Raw genomic sequence first — 16,253 nt, 5'->3', positions numbered from 1 at the left:
TCCTGGGGGCCGGCGACGGGTCAGCAGCCGAGCCGGTCGGCCAGCTCCTCGAACGAGCCGACCGACCAGTCGGCGTCCGGGTCGGCGGCCGGTGGCACCACGCGGCCGCCGAACTCCGCGGGCCGGTGCACGTAGGCCGTCCGCAGCCCGCGCGCCCGCGCCGCCGCCAGGTCGTCGACGTGCGCGGCGACCATGACCACCGACGACGGCGGCACCGCGAGCAGCTGCGCCGCGGAGTCGTAGACCTCCGGGTCGGGCTTGTAGTGCCGCACCACCTCCGCGCCCAGCACGCAGTCCCACGGCAGCCCCGACCGGCGCGCCAGGTCCACCTGCAGCGCGACGTTGCCGTTGGACAGCGGCGCGAGCACGTGCGACCGCTGCAGCCGGGTGAGCCCCGGGACGACGTCGGGCCACGGGTCCAGCCGGTGCCAGGCGAGCACCAGCTCCGCCCGCACGTCGGCACCCACGTCCGCCAGCCCGGCGTCGGCCAGCACGTCGTCCAGCGACGCGCGGTGCAGGGCGTCCAGCGGCGTCCACGGCAGGTCACCGGCGCGCACCCGCTGCATCGACGGCACGTAGCGGCCGCGCCAGTCGTCGGCCAGCGCGTCACCGTCCACCGCCGGGCCGAGCAGCCGGCGCGCCTCCCGGGCGACCCCGGCGCGCCAGTCGACCACGGTGCCGAACACGTCGAAGACCAGCGCGCGGACGGTCACGACAGCCCCAGTGCCGCCGACACCTCGTCGCGGAGCCGGTCGAGCTCGTCGGCCCCGCGGCCGCGGGCGGCGATCAGCCCGGCGTCCTCGTGCACCGGGACGACGGTCTCCAGGTAGGCCTTGAGCTTGGGCTCGGTGCCGCTGGGCCGCACGATGACCCGGACGCCGTCGCCGAGCAGCCGGACGGCGTCCACCGCGGGGGTCTCCTGCGCCAGGTCGGTGGCGACCACCTCGCGGTCCAGCAGCCGGGCCGGCGGCGCGGACCGCACCCGCGCCATCATCTCCCCGATCCGCGCGAGGTCCTCCACCCGCACCGACAGCTGCCCGGTGGCGAACAGCCCGTGCTCGACGGCCAGCTCGTCGAGGCGGTCGGTCAGCGTGCGCCCGGAGGCCGCGAGCTCCGCGGCCAGCAGCGCGACCGCCAGCGCGGCAGAGATGCCGTCCTTGTCCTTCACCACCTGCGGCGCGACGGCGTAGCCCAGTGCCTCCTCGTAGCCGAAGACCAGCGGCTCGTCGTCGGTGCCGGCGCGGACGATCCACTTGAACCCGGTCGGCGTCTCGGCGAACCGCACGCCGTGCGCCCCGGCCAGGCCGTGCAGCAGCGAGCCGCTCACCAGCGACGCCGCGTACGTGCCGCGCACCCCGCGGCGCAGCAGCCAGTCGGCGAGCAGCCCGCCCACCTCGTCCCCGGTCAGCTGCCGGCCGCCGCAGACCACCGAGCAGCGGTCGGCGTCGGGGTCCTGGGCGATGGCCACGTCGGCGCCCACCCGCGCGGCCAGCGCGGTCAGCCGGTCCACCGCCCCGGGCTCCTCGGGGTTGGGGAAGGCGACGGTCGGGAACGCCGGGTCGGGCTGCTCCTGCTCGGGCACGCCCGTCGGCGGCGCGAGGCCCGCGGCGGCGAACAGCGCGCGGGTGGTCCCGGCACCCACGCCGTGCATCGCGGTGTAGGCGACGGTGAGCCGGTCGCGGCCGGGGACCTGCTCGGGCTGCAGGGCCCGCACGACCGCGGTGACGTAGTCGGTGGCGACGTCGTCGCCGAGGGCCGTCCAGTCCTCCGACGTGGGCACGTCGCGGGCCGGCCCGACGGCGGCGATGGCCGCCTCGATCTCCCGGTCGGCCGGCGGCACCAGCTGCGCGCCGTCGCCGAGGTAGACCTTGTAGCCGTTGTCGTCGGGCGGGTTGTGGCTGGCCGTGACCATCACCCCCGCCACGCAGCCCAGGTGCCGGACGGCGAAGGCCAGCACCGGCGTGGGCAGCGGCCGGGGCAGCACCCGGACGGCGAAGCCCGCCGCGGAGAGCACCGCGGCCGAGACGCGGGCGAACTCGTCGGACCGGCGGCGGGCGTCGAAGCCGACGACCACGCCGCCGCCCGCGTGCCCGGAGTCGGTCAGCCACCGGCCCAGGCCCGCGGCCGCGCGGGAGACCACGGCGGCGTTCATCCCGGCCGGCCCGGCGCGCAGCGGGCCGCGCAGGCCGGCGGTGCCGAAGGTCAGCGGCCCGGCGAAGCGGCGCGCCAGCTCCGCGGTGTCCCCGGCCTCGACCAGCGCCTCGACCTCCGCGCGGTCGCCGTCGTGCGGGTCGGCGGCGGCCCACTCCCGGGCCCGGTCCAGCAGGCTCACCGCTCCGCCCCGCTCCCGGGCGCTCACCCGCCGGCCCCGCTCCCGGGCGCGATGTCCCCGCGCGGCAGCGGTGGCCCGAGGTGCTCGGCGTCGAACTCCGCCGTCGTGAACTCACCGCCCACCCGGGCGTGCACCGGGTCGGCCGGGTCGGGCTCTCCGTCGGCCTCGACCAGCGCCGCGGCGAACACCTCGGCGTCGTCCTGCGGGTCGTAGCCCAGCGCCCGGGCGGCGGTGAGGTCCCACCAGGCGCGGGTGTTGGCCGAGATCCCCCAGACCACGGCGAAGCCGGGGGCCGGCGCGCGCAGGGCCGCGTCGACCAGGCCCACCTGGTCGCCGGGGGACAGCCAGGTGGACAGCTGCCGCGTCGTCGTCGGCTCGGGGGTGGCGCTGCCGATGCGCAGGCACACCACGTCCAGGCCGTAGCGGTCGGCGTACAGCGCGCCGAGCGCCTCGGTGGCGACCTTGGTGACCCCGTAGAAGGTGTCCGGCCGCGGGAGGGCGTCGGTCTCGCGCAGCAACCCGGACCCGGGGCGGGGGGTGAAGCCGGTGGCGTGGTTGCTCGACGCGAGCACCACCCGGGGGACGCCGGCCCGCCGCGCGGCCTCCAGCACGCACCAGGTGCCCTCGATGTTGGCGTGCGAGACCGCCGCCCAGGTCGACTCACCGGAGACCCCGGCCAGGTGGACGACGGCGTCGGCGCCCTGCGTGGCGTCCAGCACCGCGGCGAGGTCGGTGACGTCGGCGACGAGGTGCTCCTCGCCGGGCCGGGTGTCGGTCAGCGGGACGACGTCCAGCGAGCGCAGCGCCCAGCCGCGCTCGGGCAGCCCGCCGCGCAGCACCGTGCCGATCCGCCCGGCCGCCCCGGTGAGCAGCACCGGCCCGCTCACGACCGTCCTCCGACAGCCATTATCGCGATAAACGCGGTCACGGGAGGCGCCCGATGAACCGCACCAGGAACTCGCCCAGCCGGCCGGCGGCCGCCCGCCCCGCGGCGAGCACCTCCTCGTGGTCCAGCTTCTCCCCGGTGATGCCGGCCGCGGCGTTGGTGACCATCGACAGCCCGAGCACCTCCAGGCCGGCGGCCCGCGCGGCGATCGCCTCCAGCGCCGTGGACATCCCGACCAGGTCCGCGCCCAGGGTGCGCAGCATGCGGATCTCCGCCGGCGTCTCGTAGTGCGGCCCGGGCAGCGCCGCGTAGACGCCCTCGGTCAGCGCCGGGTCCAGCTCGCGGGCCAGCGACCGCAGCCGGCCCGAGTACAGGTCGGTGAGGTCGACGAAGGTGGCGCCGACCAGCGGGGAGCGGGCGGTGAGGTTGAGGTGGTCACCGATCAGCACCGCCTGGCCGACCCGGTGGTCGGGGGACAGCCCACCCGCGGCGTTGGTGAGGACGACGGTGCGCACGCCGGCCGCCGCCGCCGTCCGGACGCCGTGCACCACCGGCTCCACGCCGCGGCCCTCGTAGAGGTGGGTGCGGCCGAGGAAGAGCAGCACCCGGCGCTCGCCCACCCGCACCGAGCGCACCTGCCCGCCGTGACCCACCGCCGTCGGTGCGGTGAAACCGGGGAGGTCGGCGACCGCCACGCTGCCCTCGACCGTGCCGAAGGCGTCGGCGGCCGGTGCCCAGCCCGAGCCCATGACGACGGCCACCTCGTGGTCGCCGCCGAGCGCGCGGGTCAGCTCGTCGGCCGCGCGCGCGGCCAGGGTCTCGGGGTCGGCCGCGGGGTCGGTCGCGGGGGGTGCGCTCACGGTGGCGACGCTAGCGCCAGCGGGCGGCCGCCGACGCAGGGACCGCGGCGGCACACGGACCCCACCCGTCCCGCCGCGGGCGTGTCCGCTGGAGGCCGCGGGCCCGATTGCCGATGGGACGGCGTGCAGCGCACCCACATCGACGGCGTCCCGGTGTTCAGCGCCGACGGCCCGGCGCGGACCACCGCCAGCCTGGTCTTCGGTGTCGGGCTGCGCGACGAGACCTTCGCGACCATCGAGGTCACCCACCTCGTCGAGCACCTGGCCATGGCCGCGCTGCCGCGCACCCACCTGCGCTGCACCGCCGTCACCGACGTCGACACCACCACCTTCGGCGCCACCGGGCGGCCGGAGGCGGTCGGTGCGTTCCTCGAGGGCGTCTGCCGGGCGCTGGCCGACCTGCCCACCGAGCGGCTGGACGTCGAGGTCGGCGTCCTGCAGGCGGAGAGCTGCAGCACGCCGCACGCCACCGCGGCCGGGCTGTGGGCGGCCCGCTTCGGGCTGACCGGCCCCGGCCTGGTCGTCGCGGCGGGGCCCGGCCCGGAGTGGCTCACCGAGCAGACCGTGCGCGCGCACGCCCGCCGCTGGTTCGTCCGGGGCAACGCCGCGCTGTGGGTCAGCGGCCCGGTGCCGCCCGGCCTGCGGCTGCCCCTGCCGCCCGGCCCGCGCCCGGAGCGCCCCGTCCCGGCCTCCCGGCCGCAGACCGGGCCGGTGTGGACCCGCGCCGGCCGCTCCGGCGTCGGCCTGCTGCTCACCGCCGGCGGCGCCGCCGACCCGGCACTCACCCTCGGCGTCGAGGTGCTCAAGGAGCGGTTGCGCGACACCGCCCGCCTGGCCCGGGGCCTGAGCTACTGCGTCGACTCCCTGGCCCTCGACCTGTCCGCGGACCGCCGGGAGGTCGCCGTCGTCGTCGACGCCCGCCCCGGCCAGGAGGCCGAGGTGGCCGGGCTGCTCTGGGGCGCCTGCACGTCCCTGGCCGACGCCGGCCCCAGCGGCGCCGAGCTGGCGCACGCGGTCGACGGCTTCGCCGAGGAGCTGGACGCCGACGAGCGCGTCGTCGTGGAGTCCGAGCTGGCCGACGCGGCCTACTGCGCGGTCGCCGGCCTGCCGTTCCGCCCCGTGCACGACGTGCTCGCCGCCTGGCGGGCGACCGGCCCGGAGCGGGTCGCCGCCGCGCTGCGCGCCACCCTGCCCACCGCGGTGCTCGCGGTGCCCGAGGACTGCGCCTACGCGGGGCCCGGGGAGCCGGTGGTGCGCCGGTCCGTGTGCGCGGTGCAGGACCGGCTGCCGCCGGGCCGGACCTTCCGCCCGTCGCTGCTGGCCCGGCTGGTCTCGCCCGGGGAGCGGGTCGCGCTCGTGGTGGGGGAGCGGGAGCTGGCCTCCCGCGACCCGGACGGCGACGTGCACGCCGTCCCGTGGGAGCGGGTGGAGGCCGCCCTGCCCGGCCCGGACGGCCGCGCGGTCCTCGTCGTGGGCCGGGACCTGTGCAGCGTGCTGGTGGACGACGACCGGTACGGCCGGGGTGCCGTCGCGGCGGTGCGCGCGCGGGTGCCGGCCGACCGCTGGCTGCCGCGGCCGGCGTCCCGGGTGGACGAGCCGGCGGAGGTGGCTCTCCAGGCGGCCGTCGTTCCGCCGGCCGACACGGTGGCCCGCCTGTAGGGGCCCGCCGCGAGCTCGCGAGAGGTGGGGGACAGGCGGGTCCTCTTAGACTCGCAGGGTGCAGATCCCGTTCCGGTCCTCCGAGCGCGCCAGTCTCGGCGTGGAGTGGGAGCTGCAGCTCGTCGACCTGCAGACCCGGCAGCTGACCGCGGGCGCGGTGGAGATCCTCGAGGAGCTGCGCCCCGAGGGCGCCGAGGAGCACCCGCGGGCCAAGCACGAGCTGCTGCAGTCGACGATCGAGGTCATCACCGGGGTCTGCGGCACCGTCGCGGAGGCCAAGGCCGACCTGGCCGGCACGGTCGCCGAGGTGCAGGCGGCGGCCGCGCGCCGCGGGCTGGGCCTGATGTGCGCCGGCACCCACCCGATCACCGACTGGCAGACCCAGCAGATCTCGCCCAAGGAGCGCTACCAGCAGCTGGTCGAGCGCATGCAGTGGCTGGCCCGCCGGCTGCAGATCTTCGGGGTGCACGTGCACGTCGGCGTCCGGTCGCCGGGGAAGGCCATCCCGATCGTCAACGCGCTCACCCAGTACGTGCCGCACTTCCTGGCGCTGTCGGCGTCCTCCCCGTTCTGGGTGGGCTGCGACACCGGCCTGGCCTCGGCCCGCTCCAAGGTGTTCGAGGGGATGCCGACCGCCGGCCTGCCCTACCAGCTGTCCGGCTGGGAGCGGTTCGAGGAGTACATGGAGACGCTGATCTCCACGCGCGCCATCGAGAGCGTCCGCGAGGTGTGGTGGGACGTCCGCCCGCACCCGGACTTCGGCACCGTCGAGCTGCGCATCTGCGACGGGCTGCCCACCCTCGACGAGGTGGGCGCGGTCGCGGCGCTGTCGCAGTGCCTGGTCGAGCAGTTCGACACCCAGCTCGACCGCGGCTACACGCTGCCGGTGCCGGCGTCCTGGGTGCTGCGGGAGAACAAGTGGCGGGCCGCGCGCTACGGCCTGGACGCCGACGTCGTCGTCGACGACAAGGGCACCGTGCTCCCCGTCCGCCAGGCCATCGCCGACCTGGTCGAGGAGCTGGAGCCCACCGCCCGCCGGCTGGGCTGCGAGGCCGAGCTGGCCGACGTGCACCGCATCCTGGCCGTCGGCGCCTCCTACCAGCGGCAGCGCGCCGTCGCCGCGGCGACCGGCGGTGACCTGACCGCCGTCGTCGACGGCCTGCTGGCCGAGCTGCGGGACGGCCTGCCCACCCAGCCGCTGCCCGGCAGCGGACCCACCGGCACGCCGCCGGTGCCCGGCCCCGCCCAGTGCGCCGGGGGTCATGCGGCGTGACCGACCTGGACAAGCTCGGCACGGCCGTCGACGAGTGGGCCGCCACGCACCACGAGCAGCTGGTCGCCGTCCGCCGGCACCTGCACGCCCACCCGGAGCTGGCCTTCGCCGAGTTCGAGACGACGTCGCACCTGGAGCAGCGGCTGCGCGACGCGGGCCTGGCCCCCCGGCGGTTGTACAGTGGCACCGGCCTGGTCGTCGAGGTGGGGTCCGGGGAACCGGTCGTGGTGCTGCGCGCCGACATCGACGCGCTGCCGCTGGCCGACCTCAAGGACGTGCCCTACGCGTCGGTCCGCGAGGACACCTGCCACGCCTGCGGGCACGACGTGCACACCACCGTCCTGCTGGGGGTGACGCTGGCCCTGGCCGAGCTGGACGCGCTGCCGGGCACCGTCCGGTGCGTGTTCCAGCCGGCCGAGGAGACGGTGCCCGGCGGTGCCACCCAGGTGGTCGCCGCCGGCGTCCTGGACGGGGCCTCCCGCGCCTTCGCGCTGCACTGCGACCCCTCCCTCCCGGTCGGCACCGTCGGCCTGCGCACCGGCGCCATCACCGCGGCCTGCGACCGGATGGACGTCACGCTCACCGGCCCTGGCGGGCACACCGCCCGGCCGCAGCTGACCGTCGACCTGGTCGACGCGCTCGGTCGGCTGATCACCGACCTGCCCGCGCTGATGTCCCGTCAGGTCGACCCGCGGGCCGGCATGTCGCTGGTGTGGGGGGCGGTCGACGCCGGCGTCGCGGCCAACGCCATCCCGCAGCGCGGACACCTGCGCGGCACGGTGCGGGTGCTGGACCGCGAGACCTGGAAGGACGCCGAGGCGCTGCTGCGCTCGCTGGTGCAGAAGGTCGCCGCGACCACCGGCGCGCAGGTGCAGGTCGACTACACCCGCGGGGTCCCCCCGGTGGTCAACGACCCCCGCTCGGTCGCGCTGCTGCGCTCGGCCGCGCTGCAGACCGTCGGCCCCGACGGCCTGCGGGCCTCGCCGCAGAGCATGGGCGGGGAGGACTTCGGCTGCTTCGCCGACGTGCTGCCCATCGCGCTGGCCCGGCTGGGCACGCACGGCGGGGGCCCCGAGCTGGACCTGCACCGGGGCACCTTCGACGTCGACGAGCGTGCCATCGGCGTCGGCGTCCGGCTGCTGGCCCGCACCGCCCTGCACGCGCTGGCCGCCGACGCCGGCAGCACGCCGTCGGGCCCCTCGCTGCGGCCGGGGCGTTCCGGTCGGGGCCACCGCCGGTAGAGACTGACCCCGACACCGACGACCCGGGAGTGCGCCGATGAGTGCCACCGACCACCAGACCGCCACACCCGGCGACGCGGTGCCAGGCGGGGGAGGGGCGCCCGTCGAGCACGAGGTCCCCGACGACCTCCGCCTCGCCGCCGACTACCCGCCCGCCACCCGCGAGCGGTGGCGGGAGATGGTGGCCGCGGTGCTGCGCAAGGCCGGCCGGGAGGACCTGCCCGACCCGGTGGAGGACGCGCTGCGGGTGCCGGTGGCCACCGGCGTCAGCGTGGCCCCGCTCTACACCGCCGAGGACGCCGGGGACCTGCCCACCGCGGTCGGCGTCCCGGGCCTGACCCCCTTCGTCCGCGGCGCCCGCCCCGCGGTCGGCCCGGCCGGGTCGGGCGCCGTCTCCGCCGCCGGGGGCGCGGTGGGCGGGGCGTCGGGCAGCTGGGACATCCGGCAGCGGCACGCCCACCCCGACGTCGGGCTGACCCGGGAGGCGATCGCCGCCGACCTGGAGAACGGCGTCACCTCGCTGTGGCTGGAGGTGGGGGAGGGGGCGGTCCCGGCCGACGCGCTGGGCGAGGTCCTCGCCGACGTGTACCTGGACCTGGCGCCCGTGGCGGTCTCCGGCGGGGTGGCGGCCGCCGAGGCGCTGCTCGCCCTGGTGGACGGGCGCACCGACCTCGCGGCCGGCGGGTCGCTGGGCCTGGACCCGCTCGGCGTGCACGCCGCCTCGGGGCAGGCGCAGGACCTCACCGGGCTGGCGGGCATGGCCCGCCGCGCGCCGGCCGGGTGGCGCACCGTCGTCGTCGACGGCACGGTCTTCTCAGACGCCGGGGCCTCCGCGGTGGAGGAACTCGGCTGCTCGCTGGCCGCCGGCGTGGCCTACCTGCGGGCGCTCACCGACGGCGGGCTCGGCCTGGACGAGGCGTTCGCCCAGCTGGAGTTCCGCTACGCCGCGAGCGCCGACCAGTTCACGACCATCGCCGGGCTGCGCGCCGCGCGCCGGCTGTGGGACCGGGTGGGGGAGGTCGGCGGCGCCTCGCCGGAGGCCCGCGGCCAGCGGCAGCACGCGGTCACCTCGTCGGTGATGACCACGCGGCGCGACCCGTGGGTCAACATGCTGCGGACGACGGTGGCCTGCTTCGCCGCGGGCGTGGGCGGCGCGGACGTCGTCACGGTCCAGCCCTTCGACGCCGCGGCCGGCCTGCCCGACGCCTTCTCCCGCCGGATCGCCCGCAACACCCAGAACCTGCTGGTCGAGGAGGCGCACCTGGCCCGCGTGCTCGACCCGGGCGGCGGCTCCTGGTACGTCGAGTCGCTCACCGACGCCCTGGCGCGGCGGCGTGGGACTGGTTCACCGAGATCGAGCGGGCCGGCGGGCTGGCCGCCGCGCTGGACTCCGGCCTGGTGGGCGACCGCATCGCCGCCGCCTGGGACGCCCGCACCGAGCGGCTGGCGCACCGCACCGACGCGATCACCGGCGTCAGCGAGTTCCCGAACCTCGCCGAGAAGCTGCCCGCGCGGCAGCCGGCCGCGGACCTGCGCCCCACCGGCGGGCTGCCCCGCGTGCGGGCCGCGCAGGCCTTCGAGGACCTGCGCGACCGCGCCGACGCCGCCCCGACCCGGCCGCAGGTGTACCTGGCGACCATCGGGTCGGTCGCCCGGCACACCGCGCGGGCCTCCTTCGCCAGCAACCTGTTCCAGGCCGGCGGCATCGCGACGCCGTCCGGGGACGGCACCTCCGGCCTCGCCGACGCCGGGACGACGGTCGCCTGCATCTGCGGCACCGACCGGGACTACGCCGACTCCGCGGCCGCGCTGGCCGCGGAGCTGCGCGCCGCCGGGGCCACCAGCGTGTGGCTGGCCGGCAAGCCGTCGCTGCAGGTCGACGGCGTCGACGGGTACGTGTACGCCGGGTGCGACGCACTCGACGTCCTGCAGCAGGTCCACCAGCAGCTCGGCACCAGCCCCTCGCCCGCGAACGGCACCCAGGAGGTCCCGGCATGAGCGGCATCCCCGACTTCGGCTCCATCGACTGGGGCACGGCCGAGCTGGGCCGCCCCGCGGCCACGGCGTCGGCCGACGACTGGGCCAAGGCGTTCAAGGAGACCAGCGGCCGCGGCGTGGAGGAGGCGACCTGGGAGACCCCCGAGGGCATCGCCGTCCCGCCGCTGTACACCCCGGCGGACCTGCGCGGGCTGGACTTCCTGGAGACCTACCCGGGCGCCCCGCCGTACCTGCGCGGGCCCTACCCGACGATGTACACCACCCAGCCGTGGACGGTCCGCCAGTACGCCGGCTTCTCCACCGCCACGGAGTCCAACGCCTTCTACCGGCGCAACCTGGCCGCCGGGCAGAAGGGCCTGTCGGTGGCCTTCGACCTGCCCACCCACCGCGGCTACGACTCCGACCACCCGCGGGTGGTGGGCGACGTCGGGATGGCCGGGGTGGCGATCGACTCAATCCTGGACATGCGGCAGCTGTTCGACGGCATCCCGCTGGACCGGATGAGCGTGTCGATGACCATGAACGGCGCCGTCCTGCCGGTGCTCGCGCTGTACGTGCTGGCCGCGGAGGAGCAGGGGGTGGCCCCGGAGCAACTCACCGGGACCATCCAGAACGACATCCTCAAGGAGTTCATGGTCCGCAACACCTACATCTACCCGCCCAAGCCCTCGATGCAGATCATCAGCGACATCTTCGCGTTCACCTCCCAGCAGATGCCGCGGTTCAACTCGATCTCCATCTCCGGCTACCACATCCAGGAGGCCGGGGCGACGGCGGACCTGGAGCTGGCCTACACGCTGGCCGACGGCGTGGAGTACCTGGCGGCGGGCAAGGACGCCGGGATCGACGTCGACGGGTTCGCGCCGCGGCTGTCCTTCTTCTGGGCGATCGGCATGAACTTCTTCATGGAGGTCGCCAAGCTGCGCGCCGGGCGGCTGCTGTGGGCCCGGCTGGTCAAGGAGGCCGGGGGGCAGAACCCGAAGTCGCTGGCGCTGCGCACCCACTCGCAGACCTCGGGCTGGTCGCTGACCGCGCAGGACGTCTACAACAACGTCGTCCGCACCTGCCTGGAGGCCATGGCCGCCACCCAGGGGCACACCCAGTCGCTGCACACCAACGCCCTGGACGAGGCGCTGGCCCTGCCCACGGACTTCTCCGCGCGGATCGCCCGCAACACCCAGCTGCTGCTGCAGCAGGAGTCCGGGACGACGCGGGTCATCGACCCGTGGGGCGGCTCGGCCTACGTGGAGAGGCTGACCTACGACCTGGCCCGGCGCGCCTGGGCGCACATCGAGGAGGTCGCCGAGCACGGCGGCATGGCGCAGGCCATCGACGACGGCATCCCGAAGCTGCGCATCGAGGAGGCCGCCGCCCGCACCCAGGCGCGCATCGACTCCGGCCGCCAGCCGGTGATCGGCGTCAACAAGTACCGGGTGGAGGCCGACGAGGCGATCGAGGTGCTGCGGGTCGACAACGCCGACGTGCTCGCCCAGCAGAAGGCCAAGCTGGCCGAGCTGCGGTCCTCCCGGGACGCCGCCGCTGTGGCCGACGCGCTGCGCCGGCTCACCGACGCCGCCCGCGCCGCCGCCGAGGGACGCCGCGGCCGGGAGCTGGACGCCAACCTGCTGAAGCTGGCCGTGGACGCGGCGCGCGCCCGGGCGACCGTCGGGGAGATCTCCGACGCGCTGGAGGAGGTCTACGGGCGGCACGCCGGCCAGGTGCGCACCATCTCCGGGGTGTACCGACAGGAGGCCGGGGCCTCCGGCCCGATGGAGGAGACCCGGCGGATGGCCGAGGCGTTCGCCGAGTCCGAGGGACGCCGCCCGCGCATCCTGGTCGCCAAGATGGGCCAGGACGGCCACGACCGCGGGCAGAAGGTCATCGCGACCGCCTTCGCCGACCTCGGCTTCGACGTCGACGTCGGCCCGCTGTTCCAGACGCCGGAGGAGGTCGCCCGGCAGGCGGTGGAGGCCGACGTGCACGTCGTCGGCGTCTCCTCGCTGGCCGCCGGGCACCTGACGCTGGTGCCGGCGCTCAAGCAGGCGCTGGCCGACCTGGGCGCCGACGACGTGCTCATCGTGGTCGGCGGGGTGATCCCGCCCGACGACGTCCCGACGCTGCGCGAGATGGGTGCCGCCGCGGTGTTCCCGCCCGGCACGGTCATCGCCGAGGCGGCGCAGGAGCTGCTGCGCACGCTGTCCGCCCAGCTCGGGCACTGATGGGTCGGGAGACCGACGTCCCAGCTCTGGCCGAGAGGGTGCTCGCCGGGGACCGGCGGGCGGTGGCGCGCGCCATCACGCTGGTCGAGTCGCGGCGGGCCGACCACCGGGAGCGGGCTCAGGAGCTGCTGGTCGAGCTGCTGCCGCACACCGGCGGCGCCCGGCGGGTGGGGATCAGCGGCGTGCCCGGGGTGGGCAAGTCGACGTTCATCGACCAGCTCGGGGTGACGCTGACGGCGGCCGGGTCGCGGGTCGCCGTCCTCGCCGTCGACCCGTCGTCGGCGCGCTCGGGCGGGTCGATCCTGGGGGACAAGACGCGCATGGCGCGGCTGGCCGTCGACCCGGCGGCGTTCGTCCGGCCCTCCCCGACGTCGGGCACGCTCGGCGGGGTCGCCCAGGCCACCCGGGAGTCGATGGTCGTCGTCGAGGCGGCCGGCCACGACGTCGTCCTGGTGGAGACCGTGGGCGTCGGGCAGTCGGAGACCACCGTCGCGGAGATGGTCGACTCCTTCCTGTTCCTGACGCTGGCCCGCACCGGTGACCAGCTGCAGGGCATCAAGCGCGGCATCCTGGAGATCGCCGACGTGATCGCGGTGAACAAGGCCGACGGGGACCAGGCGATGCCCGCCCGCAAGGCCGCCCGCGAGCTGGCGGGGGCGATCCGGATGCTGCGCGGGCACGACGAGGAGTGGGACGTCCCGGTGCTCACCTGCGCCGGGCTCACCGGCCAGGGCCTGGACGAGGTGTGGGCCAAGCTGGTCGAGCACCAGGAGCGGGCGCGCGCGTCCGGGGCGTTCGAGGAGCGGCGACGCTCGCAGCAGGTGCGCTGGACCCGGCAGCTGGTGCGCGACGGGCTGGAGCACCGGCTGCGCGCGCACCCCGGCGTGCGGGCCGCCGCACCGGAGCTGGAGAAGGCGGTGCTGGCCGGCGAGCTGACCCCCGCGCTGGCCGCCCGGCAGCTGCTGGAGACCTTCCTCGCCGCACCCGAGGTGTGAGGGCCGTCACGGCTCGCTAGCGTCCGGGCGGGGCCGTGCCCGCGGTCCGCTCCCGCCGCCGAGACGAGGCCGACCCGTGCCGATCGAGAACCCGTACTACTCCGCCGCGGTCCACGGCGACTTCCAGGTCGCCGACCTCGGCGACCTCCCGCTGGAGGAGGGCGCCACGCTCCGCGGCTGCCAGCTGGCCTACCAGACGCTGGGCACGCTGAACGCGGCGAAGGACAACGCGGTGCTGGTCACCAGCTGGTACTCCGGCAACCACTCGGTCATGCGGGACACCTACGTCGGCCCGGGCCGGGCGATCGACCCGGCAGAGCACTTCGTCGTCCTGGTCAACCAGCTCGGCAGCGGGCTCGGCAGCTCGCCGCACAACACCGCCGGGCCCTACGGGCGGGCCCGCTTCCCGCGGGTGCGCATCGGGGACGACGTCGTGGCCCAGGAACGGCTGCTGCGCGAGGTGCTCGGCGTGGAGGAGCTGGCGCTGGTGTTCGGCGGGTCGATGGGCGCCCAGCAGACCTACGAGTGGGCCGTGCGGTTCCCGGACCGGGTGAAGCGGGCCGCGCCGCTGGCCGGCACCGCCCGCAGCTACCAGCACTGCGTCCTGTTCACCCAGACACTGGTCGACGCGCTCACCTCCGACCCCGGGTACGCCGGCGGCTGGTACCGCGACAGCGAGGACGTCCGCGGCGGGCTGCAGCGGCACGCAGGGCTGTTCGCGCTGTACGTGCTGTCCAACGACTTCTGGACCGGGGAGCACTGGCGGGCGCTGGGGTTCAGCTCGCCGGAGGACTTCGTGATCGGCTTCCTGGAGGCCTACTTCGCCCCGATGGACGCCGGGGACCTGCTCACCCAGGCGTGGAAGTGGCAGCACGGCGACGTCAGCCGGCACACCGGCGGGGACCTCGCCGCGGCCCTGGGCCGGATCACGGCGAAGACCCTGGTCATGCCGATCAGCACCGACCGGTTCTTCCCGCCCGAGGACTGCGCCGCCGAGCAGGCGCTGATCCCCGGCAGCGAGCTGCGGGTCATCGAGGACGTGCACGGCCACGCCTCCCTGTTCGGGCTGACCCCGGCCTACCTCGAGCAGGTGGACGACGCGCTGCGGGGCCTGCTGTCGACCTGACCCTCCTCTCGGCCGCGATCATGGCGCCCGGGACACGACACGCCGGGCCGGCGCGGCGTGTCGCTTCCCGCAGCCCGTGATCGTCGGGCGTCCACAGGACCGCGGTGATCCACAGAACCGGCCGCTGGCTCCGCTCCTCCTAGGTCGGGTCCGACGCTGCCGGGTGTGGACGTCGCCCTCTACCGCACGATCGCCGCCCAGGGCGGGGTGTTCACGACCGCCCAGGCCCTCGACCACTGCGGCGACACCGAGCTCCGCGCGCTCGTCCGCAGCGGCCGCTGGCGCCGCAGCCGCTTCCGCGGGGTGCTCGTCGACGGCGAGGTCCCGGACACGCCCGCCCTGCTGGTGCGCGCCGCGGCGCTCGCGGTCGGCGGCGACCTGGTCGCGTGCCACTCGACGGCGGCCGCCCTGTGGGGCTTCGACGTCCTGGGCCCGGAGACGCTGCACTTCCTCGGGCCGCCCGAGCTGGGCAACCGCCGGCGGCCGGGGATCCAGGTCCACCCGTCGTCCCTCGGCACGCAGGACGCCGTGCTGGTCGACGGTGTCTGGTGCACGCCGGCCGCCCGGACGGCGTGCGACGTGGTGCGGCTGACCCCCGCCATCGACGGGCTGGCCACGCTGGACGCCGCACTCCGGTCCGGCGCCTGTACCCGGGCCGGCCTCGCCGCGGCGGCGGACCTGCAGGCCGGACTGCGGCAGGTCGTCCGGCTGCGGTGGCTGGTGCCGCACGCCGATCCGCGGGTCGACTCCCCGATGGAGTCCCGGATGCGCTGGCGGTTCCTCGCCGCCGGTTTCCCGGCTCCGGACCTGCAGGTCGAGGTGGCAGCCGGCGGTCGCGCCCGGTGGTTGGACGTCGGCTGGCGCACGGAACGGGTCGGCGCGGAGTTCGACGGCCAGGAGGCGCACATGACGCCGCAGCAGCTGCGCGCCGACCGGCACCGGCACTGGCACAACTGGCTGACGGAACACCGCTGGACGCTGCTGCACTTCACCGGCGCCGACGTCTACCGCGAGCACCGACGGATGCTGGCGGTCACCGCCCGCGCCCTCGGCCTGCGCCCCGGCACCTGGCGATCATGAGGTCCGGGAAGCGACACGCGGGCTCGGCGCGGCGTGTCGCTTCCCGACGTCCATGATCGCGGGGAGGGCGGGGAGGGCGGGGAGGGGGCGGCTCAGACGCCGGTGGAGCGGCACTCCCGGGTGCGGAGCTCGGCGAGGTAGTCGTCGGGGGCGCCGGCGGCCTCAGCAGCGTCGGCCAGCGCGCCCAGGTACCGCGCCGACGGCAGCCCGCCCTCGAAGGCGTCGAGCACGTACACGTAGGCGACCCGGTCCCCGGTCAGGGTGTGCACCTGCAGGCGCAGCTTGCGGTACAGGCCGGAGTCGGCGCCCTCCCAGGCGTCCAGGGCCTGCTCGTCGGCCTCGGTGAGGTCGTAGAGGGCGACGAAGACGCCGGGGGACAGCGCCTCGCCCGGGGTGGTGTCGTCCGGGACGAGGGTGGCCAGCGCACCCTCCCAGCCCAGCTCCTCGCCCCCGAAGGTCAGCCGCCAGCCGTTGATCCAGCCGGTGCCGGTGTGCGGGGAGGAGGGACAGCGCCGGAGCATCTGGGCGGGGTCCATGTTCGACCCGTAGGCGGCGTAGAGGCCCATCCCGGCCAGCCTACGGCG

General features: G+C 76.2%; 12 protein-coding genes and 1 pseudogene. 8 read left to right on the top strand and 5 right to left on the bottom strand.

Features of this window, described 5'->3' with window-relative positions; genetic code table 11:
- Positions 1 to 20: 20 nt before the first annotated feature.
- Genes RTG05_RS17870 through RTG05_RS17855 form a run of 4 tightly spaced genes read right to left on the bottom strand, consistent with a single transcriptional unit; the run spans position 21 to position 4,078 of the window.
- Entirely contained in the window at positions 21 to 713 is a 693-nt protein-coding gene (locus tag RTG05_RS17870) for a haloacid dehalogenase type II (RefSeq protein ID WP_166526237.1), read from the bottom strand.
- Entirely contained in the window at positions 710 to 2,332 is a 1,623-nt protein-coding gene (locus RTG05_RS17865; protein WP_166526236.1) for a phospho-sugar mutase, read from the bottom strand. The genes RTG05_RS17870 and RTG05_RS17865 overlap by 4 nt, the downstream gene beginning before the upstream one ends.
- A gap of 23 nt (positions 2,333 to 2,355) precedes the next feature.
- Positions 2,356 to 3,219 carry an NAD-dependent epimerase/dehydratase family protein gene (locus RTG05_RS17860; protein WP_315912021.1) on the bottom strand — a complete coding sequence of 288 codons (864 nt, stop codon included), beginning with the start codon at positions 3,217 to 3,219 and terminating at the stop codon, positions 2,356 to 2,358.
- A gap of 37 nt (positions 3,220 to 3,256) precedes the next feature.
- Positions 3,257 to 4,078 (bottom strand): purine-nucleoside phosphorylase, encoded by an 822-nt coding sequence (locus tag RTG05_RS17855; RefSeq protein ID WP_208104640.1) that lies wholly within the window; start codon positions 4,076 to 4,078, stop codon positions 3,257 to 3,259.
- A gap of 123 nt (positions 4,079 to 4,201) precedes the next feature.
- On the opposite strand from RTG05_RS17855, the gene RTG05_RS17850 reads away from it, so the two are divergent.
- The 8 genes and pseudogenes from RTG05_RS17850 to RTG05_RS17810 all read left to right on the top strand — a co-directional run bounded on the left by RTG05_RS17850 (position 4,202) and on the right by RTG05_RS17810 (position 15,669).
- Positions 4,202 to 5,737 carry a hypothetical protein gene (locus RTG05_RS17850; RefSeq protein ID WP_166526235.1) on the top strand — a complete coding sequence of 512 codons (1,536 nt, stop codon included), beginning with the start codon at positions 4,202 to 4,204 and terminating at the stop codon, positions 5,735 to 5,737.
- A gap of 58 nt (positions 5,738 to 5,795) precedes the next feature.
- Positions 5,796 to 7,010 (top strand): glutamate--cysteine ligase, encoded by a 1,215-nt coding sequence (locus RTG05_RS17845; RefSeq protein ID WP_166526234.1) that lies wholly within the window; start codon positions 5,796 to 5,798, stop codon positions 7,008 to 7,010.
- Positions 7,007 to 8,251 carry an amidohydrolase gene (locus tag RTG05_RS17840; protein ID WP_208104639.1) on the top strand — a complete coding sequence of 415 codons (1,245 nt, stop codon included), beginning with the start codon at positions 7,007 to 7,009 and terminating at the stop codon, positions 8,249 to 8,251. The genes RTG05_RS17845 and RTG05_RS17840 overlap by 4 nt, the downstream gene beginning before the upstream one ends.
- A gap of 37 nt (positions 8,252 to 8,288) precedes the next feature.
- Positions 8,289 to 10,249, top strand: a pseudogene (locus RTG05_RS22405) (methylmalonyl-CoA mutase subunit beta).
- Positions 10,246 to 12,468: a methylmalonyl-CoA mutase gene (gene scpA, locus RTG05_RS17825; RefSeq protein WP_166526233.1), complete on the top strand. Its 2,223-nt coding sequence runs from the start codon at positions 10,246 to 10,248 to the stop codon at positions 12,466 to 12,468. Before RTG05_RS22405 ends, scpA begins: the two are co-directional and overlap by 4 nt.
- Positions 12,468 to 13,463: a methylmalonyl Co-A mutase-associated GTPase MeaB gene (meaB, locus tag RTG05_RS17820; protein ID WP_166526232.1), complete on the top strand. Its 996-nt coding sequence runs from the start codon at positions 12,468 to 12,470 to the stop codon at positions 13,461 to 13,463. The genes scpA and meaB overlap by 1 nt, the downstream gene beginning before the upstream one ends.
- Positions 13,464 to 13,539: 76 nt before the next feature.
- Entirely contained in the window at positions 13,540 to 14,589 is a 1,050-nt protein-coding gene (locus RTG05_RS17815) for an alpha/beta fold hydrolase (protein WP_166526231.1), read from the top strand.
- 165 nt (positions 14,590 to 14,754) lie between these two features.
- On the top strand, positions 14,755 to 15,669 hold the full coding sequence (locus RTG05_RS17810) for a type IV toxin-antitoxin system AbiEi family antitoxin (RefSeq protein ID WP_166526230.1): 915 nt from the start codon (positions 14,755 to 14,757) through the stop codon (positions 15,667 to 15,669).
- A gap of 92 nt (positions 15,670 to 15,761) precedes the next feature.
- On the opposite strand, the gene RTG05_RS17805 is transcribed toward RTG05_RS17810, so the two are convergent.
- Entirely contained in the window at positions 15,762 to 16,235 is a 474-nt protein-coding gene (locus RTG05_RS17805; protein ID WP_166526229.1) for a gamma-glutamylcyclotransferase, read from the bottom strand.
- Positions 16,236 to 16,253: the final 18 nt, after the last annotated feature.

The sequence above is a fragment of the Geodermatophilus sp. DSM 44513 genome (assembly GCF_032460525.1).
GTDB lineage: Bacteria > Actinomycetota > Actinomycetes > Mycobacteriales > Geodermatophilaceae > Geodermatophilus.
Note: the sequence above shows the minus strand (reverse complement) of the source record. Positions and strands in the feature narration are given on the sequence as shown.